Annotated in this window: 17 protein-coding genes; 1 reads left to right on the top strand and 16 read right to left on the bottom strand. The window is 40.4% G+C overall.

Annotated elements, in window-relative coordinates; genetic code table 11:
• Positions 1-13 precede the first annotated feature (13 nt).
• The 4 genes from ABIE66_RS12255 to cuyA form a co-directional block, all read right to left on the bottom strand.
• The gene (locus ABIE66_RS12255; protein ID WP_370014874.1) at positions 14-1,090 is read right to left on the bottom strand and encodes an alanine/ornithine racemase family PLP-dependent enzyme; all 1,077 of its coding nucleotides are present in this window, start codon (positions 1,088-1,090) and stop codon (positions 14-16) included.
• Positions 1,087-2,175: an N-acetyltransferase DgcN family protein gene (locus tag ABIE66_RS12250; RefSeq protein ID WP_370014873.1), complete on the bottom strand. Its 1,089-nt coding sequence runs from the start codon at positions 2,173-2,175 to the stop codon at positions 1,087-1,089. Before ABIE66_RS12250 ends, ABIE66_RS12255 begins: the two co-directional genes overlap by 4 nt.
• 603 nt (positions 2,176-2,778) lie before the next feature.
• Positions 2,779-3,282, bottom strand: a complete 504-nt coding sequence (locus ABIE66_RS12245) for a DinB family protein (RefSeq protein WP_370014872.1) — start codon at positions 3,280-3,282, stop codon at positions 2,779-2,781.
• A 256-nt stretch (positions 3,283-3,538) separates the two neighbouring features.
• On the bottom strand, positions 3,539-4,534 hold the full coding sequence (cuyA, locus tag ABIE66_RS12240) for a D-cysteate sulfo-lyase (protein ID WP_370014871.1): 996 nt from the start codon (positions 4,532-4,534) through the stop codon (positions 3,539-3,541).
• Between the two features lie 453 nt (positions 4,535-4,987).
• Between cuyA and ABIE66_RS12235 the strand changes: the two genes are divergently transcribed.
• Positions 4,988-5,701: a GntR family transcriptional regulator gene (locus tag ABIE66_RS12235; RefSeq protein WP_370014870.1), complete on the top strand. Its 714-nt coding sequence runs from the start codon at positions 4,988-4,990 to the stop codon at positions 5,699-5,701.
• Between the two features lie 196 nt (positions 5,702-5,897).
• Here ABIE66_RS12235 and ABIE66_RS12230 read toward each other — a convergent pair whose 3' ends face one another.
• The 12 genes from ABIE66_RS12230 to ABIE66_RS12175 all read right to left on the bottom strand — a co-directional run bounded on the left by ABIE66_RS12230 (position 5,898) and on the right by ABIE66_RS12175 (position 17,441).
• Complete coding sequence (locus ABIE66_RS12230) at positions 5,898-6,506, bottom strand: nucleotidyltransferase family protein (protein WP_370014869.1); 609 nt, start codon at positions 6,504-6,506, stop codon at positions 5,898-5,900.
• Entirely contained in the window at positions 6,499-7,248 is a 750-nt protein-coding gene (locus ABIE66_RS12225) for an XdhC family protein (protein WP_370014868.1), read from the bottom strand. Before ABIE66_RS12225 ends, ABIE66_RS12230 begins: the two co-directional genes overlap by 8 nt.
• A 1-nt stretch (position 7,249) precedes the next feature.
• Positions 7,250-7,549, bottom strand: coding sequence for an XdhC family protein (locus tag ABIE66_RS12220; RefSeq protein WP_370014867.1), 300 nt, complete (start codon positions 7,547-7,549; stop codon positions 7,250-7,252).
• Positions 7,550-7,662: 113 nt separating this feature from the next.
• A complete protein-coding gene (locus ABIE66_RS12215) occupies positions 7,663-8,937 on the bottom strand; it encodes an MFS transporter (protein ID WP_370014866.1) in 1,275 nt (424 codons plus the stop codon).
• A gap of 144 nt (positions 8,938-9,081) precedes the next feature.
• Positions 9,082-11,460 (bottom strand): xanthine dehydrogenase family protein molybdopterin-binding subunit, encoded by a 2,379-nt coding sequence (locus ABIE66_RS12210; protein ID WP_370014865.1) that lies wholly within the window; start codon positions 11,458-11,460, stop codon positions 9,082-9,084.
• 13 nt (positions 11,461-11,473) lie between these two features.
• Complete coding sequence (locus ABIE66_RS12205; protein ID WP_370017032.1) at positions 11,474-11,950, bottom strand: (2Fe-2S)-binding protein; 477 nt, start codon at positions 11,948-11,950, stop codon at positions 11,474-11,476.
• The gene (locus tag ABIE66_RS12200) at positions 11,950-12,831 is read right to left on the bottom strand and encodes an FAD binding domain-containing protein (protein ID WP_370017031.1); all 882 of its coding nucleotides are present in this window, start codon (positions 12,829-12,831) and stop codon (positions 11,950-11,952) included. The genes ABIE66_RS12205 and ABIE66_RS12200 overlap by 1 nt, the downstream gene beginning before the upstream one ends.
• 51 nt (positions 12,832-12,882) lie before the next feature.
• Positions 12,883-13,332 (bottom strand): SRPBCC family protein, encoded by a 450-nt coding sequence (locus ABIE66_RS12195; protein ID WP_370014864.1) that lies wholly within the window; start codon positions 13,330-13,332, stop codon positions 12,883-12,885.
• 445 nt (positions 13,333-13,777) lie between these two features.
• Positions 13,778-14,758, bottom strand: a complete 981-nt coding sequence (locus tag ABIE66_RS12190) for a VOC family protein (RefSeq protein ID WP_370014863.1) — start codon at positions 14,756-14,758, stop codon at positions 13,778-13,780.
• A gap of 19 nt (positions 14,759-14,777) precedes the next feature.
• Positions 14,778-15,566: an SDR family NAD(P)-dependent oxidoreductase gene (locus ABIE66_RS12185; protein ID WP_289324898.1), complete on the bottom strand. Its 789-nt coding sequence runs from the start codon at positions 15,564-15,566 to the stop codon at positions 14,778-14,780.
• Between the two features lie 42 nt (positions 15,567-15,608).
• Positions 15,609-16,118, bottom strand: coding sequence for an aromatic-ring-hydroxylating dioxygenase subunit beta (locus ABIE66_RS12180; RefSeq protein WP_370014861.1), 510 nt, complete (start codon positions 16,116-16,118; stop codon positions 15,609-15,611).
• Positions 16,119-16,139: 21 nt separating this feature from the next.
• The gene (locus tag ABIE66_RS12175) at positions 16,140-17,441 is read right to left on the bottom strand and encodes an aromatic ring-hydroxylating oxygenase subunit alpha (RefSeq protein WP_370014860.1); all 1,302 of its coding nucleotides are present in this window, start codon (positions 17,439-17,441) and stop codon (positions 16,140-16,142) included.
• Positions 17,442-17,477 lie beyond the last annotated feature (36 nt).

The following is a 17,477-nucleotide window of genomic DNA, read 5'->3' as shown; positions in this document are numbered from 1 at the left end:
AATGATGACTTGCTTAAATGGCGTTGCTGTATTTTTTATAAACATAAGGAGAAGTCATAATGGAAAGAAGCGCACCATAGTTAAGGTTAAAAGTGACTTCGTCTCCTACTATCAGATTACACTTTTTTGGATCAAGCACGGTGTGATCACTACTCGAACCAAGGATTTCGATATCCGATGTCGGAATTAACCCTGCCACCAGAACATCCTGATTACCCACTCCAAGAATAACTCTACTCATTTGGCCACGATCTTGAAATTGAGGAAAGACTCCAAAAGCATTCTGACCTATTTCCCCATAGGGTACGGATGGTTTTCTTTTCGATTCAATAACTTCAGTCACGAAAGTGAACGCATCAGTATATAAATCCGGGATGGCCAGTCTATCTAAGGTTTCACGACCCAAATAAATGGATTCGCCCAACCGTAAATTGTTAACCTTCCCTACTGAATCAACTGCCATGAACCAATTATAATTGGCAGAGTTCCCTCCCGATATATAGGAAAGAGGAAGAGAGAATTTCGTTTCAACTGCGCTGGCCAGTAAAGATAACATGCCCATTTTCTGCTCGTTTGGTTTTACTCCTCCAAAGCAGGCAAAGTTAACACCTATGCCCACTATTTTGACACCTTGGAGTTTCAAGACCTCTGAAATAAAAGAATCTAGATCTTCAGGCATGATTCCTTCTCTTAAATCTCCCATTTCGATCATAAGAATAATCTTCTGCTCCTTGTTATGCCTTAAAGCAGCTTCTGATAATTTTCCAATAACGGAAAACTCGGTATTCAAGCTAATATCTGCATTTTTTATAACGGAATCCACTTCACTTAAAGAAGGAGATTTTAATAATACAAAGTTTGCCTTGATTCCTGCATCACGCATTTTTTGAAGATTGGCAACCTTCGAATCTGCGAGCATATGAATCCCTTGATCCAATAAGATCCTTGCTATTTCCGGAGCTCCGCAAACCGTTTTTGTAACGCCCATAATCTCAATATTTTTTGTGCCATATATTTTAACAAGCTCAGCTGCATTATGGGCAATTTTTGCAAGGTTGATTTCGATCCTTGGTGTAAAAGACTGTGTCATTTAATCAATGCTTTTTCCTGTTTACCATTCAAGTTGGGGAAGGCATCAAAAATACTTGCAATCAGTTTGTCGCAGCCAAATTTTAGTACATCAGTCGTTGGAAGTTTAATATCCTCTTCATATTCGGAAATTGTTTTAGCCAGCTCATCATCGGACATGTTTTCATGGTTGATGGTCACCGCAATCACTTTTGCCTTTGAAAAATTTTCAATAAGATCGATCTCGCTTTTTACCGTCGGCATTTCCATATAGCTAAAGTCACCTAAATGTTCCCGTTTGGGTGCGTGCTGAATGATGACCGCTCCAGGTCTTGAGCCTCTTATTATTCCACACGAACTTATATACGCTGGGTGGCTTAACGCCCCTTGACCTTCGACAATAATAATATCCGGATTATCATTTTCATATGCCTTCATGATTTGGTTTTCAATTTCACCTGTCATGAATTGGGACGGGATTGCATCAATCGCCACACCGTATTTCGCCCCCTGTATCAGTCCCGTTTGTCCCGTCGCAATAAAAGCGACATTAAAGCCCCTTTTTAGTAAGGCATCTTCGAGCAGAACCGACGTTGTACGCTTGCCTATTGCACTATCCGTACCAAGAACGGCTACAATGGGTGTATCAATGTTTAAAATCCGTCCTGAAAAGAGATGCATATCCTTTTTTCGTGCAGGTTTTCTTACGTCATGGATCGTGATATTGAATTGTTCTGCGTGCTTAATGAACTCTGGGTCATCTGTAAAAAACTCATGAAGAGGGTTAACGATATTCATCCCATGTTCCATAGCTTTGAGAAGGAGATTTCTCTCATCCTTTTTAAGGAATGCCTCTGAAGGAGCTATTCCATATATGAATTGATCAGGAACATTCTGTATATTTTCGAGTGCCTGGTTAAGGTCCTTGAATATAGGTATTCCATTTTTCTCCCCAATAAGGTAATTGCCCGCATCCATTCCAGCCTTTGTACTATCAATCACACCAACAATCTCAAATTTCCTAGAGCTTCTAACTAGTCCATTAGCTGTCTTTCCATCCATTGTCCCAAAATTATTTTCACAATATACTATAGCTGTTTCTTTCATAAGGCTTTTCCTCCCAAAATCTATTTTTACGACCATATCTCGACTTAAAGATATTTTACATATTTAATCAATAAAAGAACTCCTGATCCATAAAAAAAAAGCCATATTTAGGAGAAAAATTGTAACTAATTTTCAAAATATACAAAATTTTCACCCACTTTTACAAGTATAGCATAGTTGACGAATAACTGTTCGATTTGTTTAGTTTTATTTCAAGACTTACGATTTGTTCCGTACCATCCATTTTTTATTATGTAAATATAGTAAGTAATCTCCTTTTTCCCTATTTCAGCCGTAAGTATTTTTCACAGTGAAGTTAAAGTGCTTTTCATTCAAAACAGCAAACTCATAGTAACTGTTCTTATGTTAAAGCCCCATTTTTACGTACAGCTTAATAGCTTTGTTCTCTGCAAAAGCACTTAGCTCCCCCCTTCTGTTTCATAAAAGGAAAAGCTCTTTAAGACAGCTCCGAAGTTTCAAGGGTATTCCACGATTAAAAAAATCCCAATTTCTCAGTCTATGAATGAGGAATTGGGATTTAAATATTAAACAATAGAACCTTTTTGTTGAAGATCATTACTTAAGCTTTATAAGATAGCATAATTATAGTGGTGGATTTTCCACACCTAAATGAATCCAATCTTCTTTTGGCGGCCCATAAACCCCAGAAGGTTTTATTCCTGCTTGACGCATCAGAACCGTAACTTGTCCCCGATGATGTACAATATGCTTGATTAGCCCCATAAGGATGGACGCATTTGTTTCCTGTCTTCCAAAAGCTTCTTGTATTTGTTCTAAGGATTCGTCTGTCCATTGATGTTCAATAATTTTGGCTGCATGAGAACTTACATTTTTAAAAGTAATAGCTATTTCCTGGGCTGAAGATGGGACGTTTTCTGCACTTTCTATCCGATCAATCTTTAAACCGAAATGAGCTAGATAATCTGGAATGCTTGTTGTGAAATGCCACGCAATTCTTCCCAAAGTACGACCTTCAGGATAAACTTGTTGTTCTAATGAATCATCTGTCAAGCTATCCAAAACCTTTTGAGTCAGTATAGCTTCTTTATTCCATTCTTTAATAAAATCTGAAATTGTAATATACATATAATCCCTCCCTATTCCGATAGATAATTACTTACTCAAAGAACATTATAAAACATATGTTCTCCCCATTCAAATTTAGTTGAAATAAAGAGTTATAAACTAGGAATTAATGACTCATATTGGAATTCGCCTGCATATTAAGTATAGAAAGAATCCCGTTTAGAATACTCTCACTGCTTCTGTTGTCTTGCCAATTGAGCTATGCAAATGGCGAGCTTTTTCCACTTTAAGATTAGTATTTATTATTCAATGACATTTAATTAAAGAGAGAAGTATTGGCGTATAACGATGAAGCACCACCAGAGTGTACAAAAAGGATGTTATCCTCCGGCTTAAAGGTGCCTTTTTGGATTAAATCAATGAGTCCCGCTGCCGCTTTACCCGTGTATACCGGATCCAGCAAAATCCCTTCTGTCCTTGCCATAAGCTTGACAGCTTCCACCATTTCAGGGGTAGGCAAAGCATAACCAGGACCGACATACTCATCCAAACACGTAACAGCCTCACGAGGGATTGAATTTTCTATGCCTATATGTGTTAAAGTTTCTCTAACAAGCTGAAAAACTTTCTCTTCTTGTTCAGCTTTTCCTCTGCTTACATTTATGCCAATTACTGATATTCCACTTTGATTTCCATGAAATCCTGCCACCAAACCAGCATGCATTCCCCCACTGCCGCTTACACAAATAACTGCTTTCAAATCAATCCCTTGCTCAAAGGACTGTGCTAAAATCTCTTGAGCGCATGCAACATATCCCGTTGCACCAATGACATTGGATCCTCCAACGGGAATGATGTAAGGTTTATGTCCTTTCTCCGTTACCTCTTTAGCCACTTTCTGCATTTCTTGCATTAAGTCCGCTCCATTAGGTACAACTATAATTTGGTCAGCCCCCAATAAATGATAGAGAAAATAGTTACCGTTATAATCCGGCTCTGAATTTTTTGAAAGCCCCTCTTCCAACACAAGGATGCATTTCATTTTCTCTTTAACGGCAGCAGCTAGTGTCAAGCGGCAATGATTCGATTGAATGCCTCCACATGTAATCAACGTATCCGCGCCTTGTTCCAATGCATCGGCAACAAGGAATTCCAGTTTTCTTGTTTTATTTCCCCCAGCCGTCAGACCAAGCATATCATCTCGTTTAACATATATGGATGAGCCCCCAAGAACTTCAGAAAAATGATCTAATCTCTCAACTGATGTATATGTTGGTGTATATCGCTTTCTGGGAAATTGTGCTAAATTCATTATAAAAACTCCTCCTGTATCCTCTGTTGTACATTTGAAAAAAAACAATCTGACGTTCTCGTTACTTTAGAAAATAAATAATAGCAAACACTTCTATTTCCATCATAGCATGTTTAGGTAAACGAGCAACTTCATTGCACTTCTAGCAGGATAGAATACATCATTCATCACGGCAAAGTGACTATATCAAACCGATGTTTACTGTAAGTTTGCTTCCGCTTATTCTATGACTCCCTTGTTTTCCACTATATTATCGGGCAATTCCCTAGATTATATAAGTCACCTCTTGGATTTGAAATAAATGCTAAATCATTAGTTATGCCGAAACAGAAACGGACTCGAACCATTGAAATGTATAAATAATCAAAAGTCTGAAGCATTGAAATGACTTCAATCGTTTTTTAAGATAAAATAAATATACTTGTATATAATTGGATTTTAGAAAGGAGCACCATGGAAACCAAACACTATCAATATATTACAGAACAAATAGAACATTATTCTTCTAAGCCCTTAAGGGAAGCTATATTTTTTGTTATTAAAAATGCGATCATCGAAGGGGTATTTTTACCAGGAGATCGTTTAACGGAAGATGATATCGCCCAACAATTCAATTGTAGCCGTACACCGGTTCGTGAAGCTTTGAGGAAATTAGAACAGGAAAATTTGCTTCAGGTGAAACCTGGTATAGGTATGGTCATATCCAATGTGGATATTGGACTTTTGCAACAAGAATTGGAAATCAGGAAAATGCTCGAAAACTATTCGATACAAAAAGCATGTGAAGGAATTACGGAAGAGGAATTAAAAAAATTGGAATGGGCAACGGATAAACTGCAAGGGGCAATAAAGAGTAATGACCGAATAGCGGCTAGTCGTGCAAACATTGAATTTCATCGCTTATTATATTCCTACTCGAGAAATACCTTTCTCCAAAAGACTACTGATTCATTATGGCTTTCTTTAAGAATTTCCTTTTTGTCGGCCCGTAATGAAGATGTTACAATGGTTGATAAAGACTGGTATGAGGATCGGAACAACGAGCACTTACAGTTAATCCATGCAATTCGTGACAAAGATGTAGAAAAAGCAATAAAGGTCAATACAATCCATATCCAAAAAAGTCATGATTATTACCTTGATTACATAAAACGTATATCTGAATGAAATTAACCTTAATAAAAGGGTGCCTATTTGCGAAATTCAGTCCGCAATTGTAGGAACCCTTTTATTTTATGCGACATTTAACGACCCTCAGGAAGTATACGATCGATTCGCGTGATATTCCAACCTTCTCTCGCTTATTCCGGCCATCCGCGGGATATTTCGTTCAGTATTACTCATGTCATTCAGTTTGTTTGCATTATGAATCCAAATGCAGTTTCACTTTAAGGAAGTCTTCAGGCGTGTCAATGTCAAATCCCCACATCGAATTATCAAAAGAAACTGTTTCAGTCACCCGGGCATATTCCCTAATGATGTTTTTACCACCTTGATCACCTTCTATTGAATGGAATTCATTGAGGATCACTGCATCCACTAGTATCGGATGTCCTAAGTCTCCTTTATATTTCGGTTGAACGATCCGTATTCCTTCATCTTTACATGCTGTATATTTTTGAATTAAAGCTTGTATGACGTCAGGGGAAATAAGCGGCTGATCCGCAAGGAAGATCATGACTGCATCCACATGTTCTTTGATGGATTGAACTCCAAGTTTTAGGGAGGTGGACATTCCATCTGCATATTTCAGATTGTGAATAATCTTCAATTCTGGAAAATCATTACAATGTTGACGTATTTCTTCTATATATTTACCGGCAACCAAGAAGATGGGCTGCATGGAGCTTCCAACGATAGGATGAATGACATGACGAAAAAGAGGTTGGCCCCGTAAAGGAAGTAACAGTTTAGGTTCTCCCATTCGAATGGACATGCCTGCCGCAAGTATGATTGCGCCTATTTTAGGCATGAATCTTCACTTTACCATGCAAGGGTGCAGGAATTCTTCCATTCCTTACAGCCATAAGTTCCGACACAATACTTAGTGCAACTTCTTCCATCGTTTCAGCACCAAGGTCCAAACCAATTGGTGAGTGAATTGGACCGCTGTTGAAGTCTTCTCCAATGGTATTGAGCAATTCCGTTGTACGGGAGATTGGGCCAAGCACACCAATATATCGTGGGTCACTTTTTAAAGCCACTTGTAAGGTTTTCTCATCTAAAGACTGGACATGATTCATGACTACCCACCATGATCCAGTGAATTCACAAGGATTTATTTCCTCTGGGCATTTTTGCAAATTCGAACCCAAAGGAAACAGACGATCATTATTGAAATCTTTACGTGAGTCCAATACCGTTACGGAAAACCCAGCTTTTGCCGCCAAATCAACAACTGGTACAGCATCCCTGCCAGCCCCAGCGATTATCAAATGCTCACTAGGCTTTATAGCATCAATTAAAAACCGGTTTCCCTCCAGGTTCACCATTTCCGCACGAGTTTGTGTATCCATCACCATTCTTGCTTTTTCAATGACTTCAGAAGGCACATTCTCATGATTTCCAATGAGGTTACCATATTTATCGATGATTAATCCTTTACCGGTGGAGACATCCAATATCAATGTGAATTTTTGACCTTTCTGGACAATTTGATTGGTCATGAGCCAGAATTCATCATCTGGCTCAATAGGGAGGATAAATATATCCAATTTACCTTTGCATCCGATTCCCAATCCCCCAAATTTCATTCTCGCTTAAGTCATATTGGTGTGTAAGGAAAGTGTTGGTTTCCATAGCTTTTTCCGCCCAGCCATATAAATCGTTTTCCAAACATCCGCCACTTATCGTGCCAAACATCTTGCCGTCCGATGCCATCATCATTTTTGCACCTGGAAGTCTGTATGCAGAACCTTTTACACCTATCTGCATGACCATAGCTGCTTTTTCGTGCCGCTCCCATGCTGAATTTATATTTTCCAATACATCCTTTAGTTCTTGTAACCTTGACATACTTAACCCCCTTCTTGAAATCACATATTTGGAAGCAAAAAAAGGGAGACAAATAGAAAATGCCCATTTGTCTCTCCCCCATTATTCATTTTCAGTAATTTAAATCAGATCACCTAATATCCTTTTCTGACTAAGAAAACACTTAAGATTAGGGAGAGGGCAACAAAACATAAAAGGGCAATAAACCCACCATTATATGAACTGCTCATTTGACTGAATAATCCGACAACCATAGGTCCTAGAGCTGCAATTAAATAAGATACACAGCCGAAAACCCCACTGATGCTCCCCATTACCTTCGGTGATGCGACACGGTGAAGCATGGTCATGGTAAGGGCAGCTGGCATAAACAAAAGACCTATCAGTAAAATGCTCAATACGGCCGCAACTGTGCTGTCAGTAGTGAAAAGGGAGAAAAGCATGAAAACGATGATAAGCCCGCATGCCCCGCATACAAAAGCAGCCCTTTTCATGAATCGATCAGAGAGAAACCCAGCAACCATTTGTACAACAATAGCTAATGCAAAACCCCCGGCATTTATTACAGCGGAATTTACAAAAGCAATCCCTTTTTCTTCCGTTAAATAGCTTGGTAAAAAGGTGGAAATTCCATAGTAGGCAATGGAAATGCAAGAATAAACAATCGTTAAGATCCAGAACATCGGACTCGTAAGAACCGCTTTTACATTCCCTTTATTTGCGGCAGGAGTTTTCCCCTCTTTTTGATTACTTTGAATATAGTTTAATTCCATTGAATTAACTGCATAATGCTTAGCCGGATTATCTCTTGTCATGATCACAAATATAATCAAGCATACGACCGATAATGCTGCAAGTATAAAGTAACTTTCCCTCCAGCCGTATGTAGACGCTATGATGGCTATTAGCGGAAGCCCGATAACTGGCCCTATCGCATTCCCGTTATACCATGTTGTTTGTGCTTTTGCTTGTTCATTCTGCGGGAACCAGCTTGAGGTCAATTTCAGTGCCATTGGATACAGGACACCTTCTCCGATTCCCAATATGGCCCTGGACCATAAGATTGCACTAATGGAATCGGCCATTCCACCTAAAACCATCGCAAATGCCCATAGAGTGATCCCAATGAGACCGCTGCGTAGTGCACCAATCCTATCAACGATGAAACCCCATGCTAATTGACCAAAAGCATAAGTCACTAAAAATATGCTGCTAAGTGTTCCTTTCACTAAGTTTCCATCAATGCCCAAATCAGTTAGAAAAGGCTTGTTGGCCAGTAAAATATTTATATTTGCCTTATCCATCATGGAAACAGTGAAAAGAATAAGCAAAGGAAAAGCCGTAAAGAACCAACGAGTGTTCGTCATTTTCCCCGATGGAACTTGCAGTTGTGGATTTAAATTATTCAAGAAAATCAGCCCCTATTCATGAAATGTTGGTAACGAGTGTAATCCCCTATTTACACCTTCCATTTTCATGCTCGTCTGTCATTCTGTCATGGCATAGGGTAATATCCATCAACAATGAATCCTGAATCGCTAAAATGAATCCTTTTAACCTACTTCGATTTTATACTGTTTCCTTTCCGCTTCCTTAATCCAATTACGGAGTTTACTAGGGCTAATGGGCAATTGATTGATCATGATTTCTAATGGATCGAGCGCATCAACGACAGCATTCGCTATCGCTGCAGGCGGCGAAATGGCTCCACCTTCACCTACTCCCTTGATACCAAGTGGATTTCTGGTGGAGAGGAATTCTTGATGGGACTTTTCAACAGTCGGGATCTCCATGGATGTCGGCAATAAATAATCCATATAAGATCCAGTCAACAGTTGACCTTTCTCATCGTAAACGATTTCTTCATATAGGGCCGCACCAATTCCCTGGGCTATGCCACCCTGAACCTGACCATCCACGATCATTGGATTGATGACCTTTCCTGCGTCATGGACCACACTATAACCCTTCAACTCGACAAAACCTGTTTTCTTATCCACCTCCACCATGGCAATGTGGACGGACGATGAAAAAGTAACAGTCGGCGGAACGAAGTAATGTGTGACTTGCAGGCCTGGTTCCATTCCTGCAGGCACCTTGCATCTGTTTCCTGGACGTGCCGCTTCCGCAATTTCCTTATAGGTCACACATTTTTCAGGTTGGGTCTTAACAAATGCTTTACCATTCTCCATTTGTAAATCAGAGGATTTCACTTCAAGCATGGCAGCTGCGACAACCAATACTTTTTCCCTTAACTTTGCTGAAGCAATTTGAATGGCAGATCCAGCATTTACTGCACTCCTGCTTGCGTACGTCCCGGCACCAAAGGCTAAGTTCGCTGTATCCCCGACCCTTATAGTAATTTCATTGGGGCTAAGCATTAATTCATCCGCACAGATTTGGGAGAATACCGTTTCGTGTCCCTGCCCCTGTGGGGATGCTCCAAGATATGCCACAACTTGACCGGAACCATCAATCGTGACATAGGCGCTTTCGAATGGACCAGCACCGGTTCCTTCTACATAAGTTGAAATGCCGACACCGACAAGCTTTCCTTGCTTTTTCCACTTTTTTTGCTGCTCTCTAAAGCCTTCGTAATCAACCATTTTCAACCCTTGATCCAGTGCTGCAGGATAATCCCCGCTATCATAAATCAGCTGTGCTCCATCTTTAACCAAAATCCCTTGGTCATAAGGCATATCCTCCGCTTGAATCATGTTCTTTCGCATAACTTCCACCGGATCCATTTTCAACTTTCTAGCGACCATATCGATAATTCGATCCATTACGAAAACGACCTCTGGTCTCCCCGCTCCCCTGAATGGAACATTCGGTGTTTTGTTCGTTAAGACAATCTGGCAAGTAGAATCATAGTTTGGAATCTTATATGCCCCCCTTAGATGGTAGGCACTATTGTAGGCGCATGTTAAACCAAAATAATTAACAGCGCCACTATCTATAATGAAATGATCTTTAATTCCTAAAATAGTGCCATCCCGATTATAAGCAACCTCAACATCATGGATTTGATCCCTTGAATGGCGGGCACTTGTCATATGTTCAAGGCGGTCTTCAATCCATTTTACAGGTCTATTCATTAACTTGGATAAATATGGAACCACGATTTCTTCTGGGTGAACCCCACCCTTTGGTCCGAAGCCTCCACCTACGTCGGGTGCTGTCACCCTGATTTGCTGTTCAACCAAATCCAATGATCTAGCTATATAAGTTCTAATCTCAAAAGGGAGCTGGGTAGAAGAATAAACATGTAATTGATCGGTTCGGTTTTCATAGGTTGAAACGACCCCCCTCGTTTCGAGCGGGTTGGAAGAAACTCTAGGCGTTTTGATTCTTGCCTTTAGAATATGATTTGCATCCTTAAGCGACTGTACGGCATTTCCTGTCGTAACATGAAAATTTGACTGGATGTTACTCTGTAAGTGTTCTTGAATCAATGGTGCGCCTTTTTCCAATGATTTGAATGGATCAACAACCACTGGTAATGTTTCATATTTCACTTTTATTAAATCTGCTGCATCTTCAGCCACATAACGGTTTTCTGCAACTACGACTGCAATTGGTTGCCCTACATACATCACCTTATTCTTGGCCAGGACATCTTCATAACAAAAATGGATAGTAGGATTGATCGCTTCCACTAGATTGGGAGGCAAAGCACAATGGGATTCAAATTGGACAAGAGGCTTTATTTTTCTATCTATATCCTTTCCGGTGAGGATTGCATGTACACCTTCCAATGCCTGAGCTTCGCTGATATCAATCCCTTTGATGGTGGCATGTGCATGCGTGCTGCGGACAAAGACTGCTTCAACCATATTTGCCATTCGGATATCTCCCACGAATTGCCCTGTACCTGTAACCAAACGATAGTCTTCCTTCCGTTTAATACTTTGGCCAACGTATTTCATCATGCCTCATCCCTCCTTAATTGGACACCGTCTGGGCAGCCTGCTTGACAGCTTTAATAATGTTGGAGTAGCCTGTGCATCGACATAAATTTCCTGATATGCATTTTCTTATTTCTTCTTCACTCGGATTTGAATTTTCTTCCAGTAAACTTGAAAGCGTCATCAAAAAACCTGGTGTACAAAATCCGCACTGCAGGGCATGATTGTCAGAAAAAGCTTGCTGTAAGTGACTAAGTTCCCCATTCTCTTGGATCAGTGACTCCACAGTCTTGACTTCACATCCATCCGCTTGGACTGCAAGCATTAAACATGAGCGGACTGGATCACCATTAACCTGGATTGTACAAGCACCGCAAACTCCGTGTTCACAGCCAATATGTGTTCCAGTAAGTAACAGGTTCTCCCTGATAAAATCCGATAATAGCAATCTAGGATCTACTTCCCTCGAAATATCTTGTCCGTTAACTTTTAGGTGTATCTTAATTCCCTCCATCACATCACCCTGCCCCCTTGTGCACGATCGGTCGCTTGCTTTAAGGCCCGGATGACCATCGTACCAGATAGTTCCCTTCTATATTCGGCAGTACCATGGAGATCCGATTCAGGTTCGACCAACTCCATGGTTAAATCACCCGCTTCGTTAAAAATTTCCTCAGTAGGTTCCTTTCCAACTAAAAGCCTCTCCACATCCTCTAAAAGTGTGGGAACGGAGTTCACTCCACCAATAGCTAATTTAACATCAGAAAATCTGCCATCTTCACATATATCCACTACTGCAGCCACCTCAACCAAACCAAAATCCCCATGCCTTCTGGCCACTTCAACAAATGCCGATCCACTAGTCGGTTTTATGCTCGGGAACCGAATCTCTTTAACCAATTGATCCGGCTGCAAGGATGTTAGCATATAGGTAAGGAAGAAATCTTCAGGGCTCACTATTTCTTCGCCATTTACATCGACAATGACTATTCCACCTCTTAATGCGGTTAAAACGCATGGTAGCTCCGCAGATGGATCCCCATGGGCAATACTGCCACCAACCGTTCCCCTATTGCGAATTTGTTCATGGCCTACCCACCGGATCGCTTCCGATAGCAATGGACACTTTCCCTTAACCAATTCAGATTTTTCTATTTCCGTGTGTTTCGTCAAAGCTCCGATAACCAGTGATTCACCATCTTCCTTTATATAGCTCAACCCTTCAGCCCTACCTATATCAATAAGGTATTTAGGTGTTGAAAGTCTCATATTCAATAATGGGATCAAACTTTGACCACCGGATAAAACTTTCGCATCTTCTCCGTATTCCGATAAATAGTGGACCGCTTCTTCCATGCTCGAAGGTCGAAGGTAATTAAACTTAGCTGGTTTGATAGGAACCCCTCCATTCTTATTTCACCTTTCAAATTGGTTTGAATGACCGCATCAAATTCTTTGATGTGTTTTTAATTGTTTCTCCATATCCTTAAAGAATTTACCTGCCATGAATTTTGCAATACCACCAATGACCCTGCTTCCCACACCAGCGATCATTCCACCTATATCTGCGTTACATTCCCAAATTAATTGGCATCCCTCACCATCAGGAACGATATTACAGGCCATTACCGCAGAAACAAAACCCGGCTTCCCGCTGCCTTCAGCATTTAAGATATACTGATAAGGCACTTCCAAATCCCTCAACTTAACCTTTCCCGTATAGTCACCTTTTACAGCTGCAACACCAAGCTTTAGTTCAACATCGTATTCGCCATCTGCAACTAATGACAGATCTTGACATCCTGGTATGGCATTCTTTAGTAATTCCGGATTATGCATGGCTTCCCAAATCACTTCTGTACTAAAATCAAAGTTTATTTTTCCCGATATCTCCAATTCATTCAGCCTCCATACGTACAAATTTTTGTTATAACCCGTTTGTTTCTTGAAAAGATTAACAATTTAAGATGCATACATGTATACATCTTAAATTAAATTTTTAGAACCAAAGGACGCCCTTTAATAATATTAATATTCAGAATTATTTGTCAACTACTTTTTTCTTTTGTTGCTAAATATCTCACTTTTATCCAACCGTACAAGGCAATGGTGAAGTCCCCCGCTTGCCCATTGCCTTGTAAATGCTTTCTACGGTTTTAATTTGTCCAGTAAGTTTATCAACTGCGAAGGGGGAATGCTGATGAATGGCTGAACTATAGATTATAGTGAATAAAAGTTTCGGATATATAGACTCCTGGAGTTCAATATTCCTGATTATGTAAGTTCAAAGGGCTCAGATAATTGCTTTCGGAACACTTTTTGATGATCAAATGAAATACGATTACGCATCAAAACGTTCTAGCAATTCAATAATCACTTTATAGGTCGAGGATGTATCCATATAGGCATATCGGCCTTTTCCGTTAAAAAAGTTCCCTGTCTGTATGACCGGGTACCCCATTTCTTCCAACATCCTCATTTTATCCTCCATGTCTTCTACGACAAACGAGATATGGTGAACTCCCTCTCCATATGTTTCAAGATGATCTTTCCACGTGCTAGGTGATTCGCCCGGCTCGATCAATTCAATCTGAATTAACGGAGTATCGATAAACATATATCTTGATTTTCCTTCAGTGGGCTGCCCTTTGTAAATCACATTTGTAATTTCGGTGGGACCCGAATGAATGATGGGAGGTTTTTCAATACCCAACAACTCACAATATGCATCTGCAGCCGCATCCAGATCTTTCACAACCAGTGCAAGTTGTTCCACTTTGTTTGTCCCTAATAGCGGCTGAACTCTTGCATCTTCAGGTCTTTCCCATTCCATTTGTCTTGGTTCTGCACTTTCAAGCAGTTCAACTAAGGTTTTGTGATCATCCAGTGTATCCACATATACATATCTGCCGTCACTTGAAGTGAATTCGCCCGTTTGCAAAACCGGGTATCCACTTTTCTCCATGATTGGCAGTCTCTTTTGGATGGAGTCAACATCAAAAGCAATATGGTGGATCCCTTCGCCCACTTCATCCAGGAACTCACGCATCGTTCCTGGATTTTTATCCGGTTCTATTAGTTTAAATTGCACGGTTGGTGTATTCAGAAAAGCCAGTTTAGATTTTGATTCCGTCGGCACACCTCTAAAAGTGACTTTCGAAACAGAACTGTCCCCAGTTAAAAATGGTTCTGCCTTCTTAATGCCCAGCAGTTTTGTGAAAGCTAGGTTAGCAGCTTCAATATCTTTTACAACAAATGCGAGTTGATTAATATTCCTATTGCCCAATAGTGATTCAGCCATAATTATTAAGCTACTTCCCATAGTTTATTTTGTTATAAACTCATCCCAGTCCGCGAACTGACAATCCCCCATCACTGGAAATGACTTCTCCGGTAATTGCACGCGCTTCGTCCGATGCTAACAGGACATAAGCAGCTACATGATCTTCGGGCATCTGGGCAAGCTGAAGTGGGTTTCTTTTTTTTATGCTTTTGGCCTTCGTATCATTATCCACGATTTTCACGAATGGACTTAGAGGAGGAATGACGGATAATGCTGTCAGTGTACCACCAGGCGCAACAGCATTCACCCTAATATTCGGAGCGAGTTCAAAGGCAAGTTGGCGCATCAACCCTATTTGAGCATGCTTGCTTGCTGTGTACCAAACCCCGCCGCCATCAGGATAGAAACTAGCACCGGATACGGTGAAAATAATATTGCCATTCGATTTTTGCAGTTCTTTAAGAGCGGCTTTCGCACCGAAGAAAGATCCTTTTACGTTGATATCGAGCAGAAAATCATATGCATCGGAAAGTGCCTCGGGAGTTACGTCGGCAAATTTAGCAAATCCATCAAAGACTCCTGCATTGGCAACGAAAACATCCAGCTTTCCAAATTGCTTGACAGTGGCCTGTACAGCCCTCTCATTGTCTTCATATTTACTTACATCACCTTGGTTAATGAGAATCTCTTCACCAAATTCTTCTTTCATTTTCTTTAGCGTTTCTATCGAGCGGCCGATAATGCTGACTTTTGCCCCTTCTTGTATAAAACGTCTAGTGACAGCCTCTCCTATACCTGAATTGCCTCCGGTAATCAACACTACTTTATCCTTTAACGCCATTGCCATTGTAACCAGCCTCCTTGTTTTTCTCTTTTATCCAAGTCCATATTATACGAAGATAGCAAGATTCCTGGTATTTATCGTTGTTTGGTCAACAATGAATATCCGTTTGGAAAGTTTCCATTTACCTTCTTCGAATATGAATTCGTCATTTCGTTCCCCCGAAATCAAATCGTGTTGAATATCCGTGCTTCGGCTTCGATAGATAAGCAGATAACTCTTAACGACTGCCTTTTCACCTTCTACAAAATCTTTAACGCGTACATTAGAGACAAAACGCCGTGTTCTTGATGGTGGTATTTCCGCCCAGGCATAATCTGTTTTCAATCGATCCACGCGCAGCTTCAGCAGCTCAATATCATCATTAAATGTAAACATGTCCGTTGAATAATCCGGGCGTTCCACCCCTTCTTTATTAACACGAACAGGCATTTGATAACGCAAGCTGGTGTGCATTAGATCGAACCAATCATCAAATTCAATATCATCCAATAATTGTGCTTCATCATACAACCACTGTTCAAATTCACATTTAAGCAACATTTTCTCCACGTTCATTTCCGTTCCCCCTCCCAGTTATTATTTCGTCATTAATTCCAGCCAGTACTTGTAAAAATTCCGTTGGCTCGCTTCTGTAAATTTATCATCGTAAGCAATACCCGGTCCAATAAAATCAACAGGATCACGATGTAGTCCCATGGTATAATTATAGGTTAAGTTCTTAAGGAAAGGCATTGGACCTTGGGCTGCTTCAGTAATATCAGTAAACACTTCAGTATCATCCTGTTCGAAAATACCGGATGGGCTAAAGGTCAATATAAACGAATCTCTTGATCTATCTTTCCAATCTTGGGAGGCGTTCTTTTCCACGAGCATCCAAGCGATCACTTCCATTTTATTGTGACCGATTGGACGCCACATTCTAATTGAAGTGTTGGAGATGAACTGGTCTTTGATTTTTGTATGGGATATTAAAAAGGATAAGTTGGGGAAAACGTTTCCAATCATATTCTTTAAGTTTGATAACACTTCATATTGTTCTTCAGTCAGGTTACTTTTAAATTCATCTTTCAATTCTTCAGGGAAAGCGAAGTCAGGGTTAGGTGTCCCTAAGTTTAGTCCATGTCCATTATCCATATGGATTTGAAAACCACGCTTTGAATAGGTAGCATTGGGCACCATCCCCAGTTTTGCGATGGAGCCGTGCGTGACCATCGTGTGATAGGAATCACCAGCAAAGTTATCGGAACCCACTTTCCAGTTGGAATTAACGACGAATCTTTGAGGGACGCCGATAACTTCCATTTCTGCACGACCTACAAGTAAGTCCAAATACCATTTAATATCTCCAAGAAACTCTTCAAGCGGCTCTGCATCTTCATTCCAAGTTCCAAATAAAAGACCTTTATAAGATTCAAGCTTCACTTTATGAAGGCCCATTTCTGAACGGTCAAGGGTGCCCCCATAAATGTCCTTTTGTAATGGTACCCCCACGAGCTCACCTGTGTTTTTAAAATTAAATCCATGATAGGGACATGTAAATAAAGACTTGTTCCCTTTATCTGCACGGCATAGTTTCATTCCGCGATGGGTGCACATATTATAAAACGCCCTGATTTCCCCTTCAGCATCACGAGTAATGATGAGCGAGTAGCCAGCAAGGTCACGGGTCATGAAGTCTCCTTTGTTGGGAACTTCAGATTCATGACCGACAAAAACCCATGTTTTCAAAAACACTTTTTCATGTTCTATATCATAAACCTTTTGATCTCCAAGGAGGTATGCAGGTATAACGCCTTCCTCTGGTTTAACGGTTTCATTCAAATAGTTGACAACTTGCTGTTTTGACATTTCTTCTAAGGATTTATCAGTTTTAAGCATACTTACTCTCTCCCTTCCATAAACTTGACCAATAAT

The organism is Peribacillus sp. B2I2 (genome assembly GCF_041261685.1).
In the GTDB taxonomy this organism is placed as follows: domain Bacteria; phylum Bacillota; class Bacilli; order Bacillales; family DSM-1321; genus Peribacillus.
The sequence above is the reverse complement of the archived record's forward strand: the minus strand, read 5'-3'. Positions and strand labels throughout refer to the sequence as shown.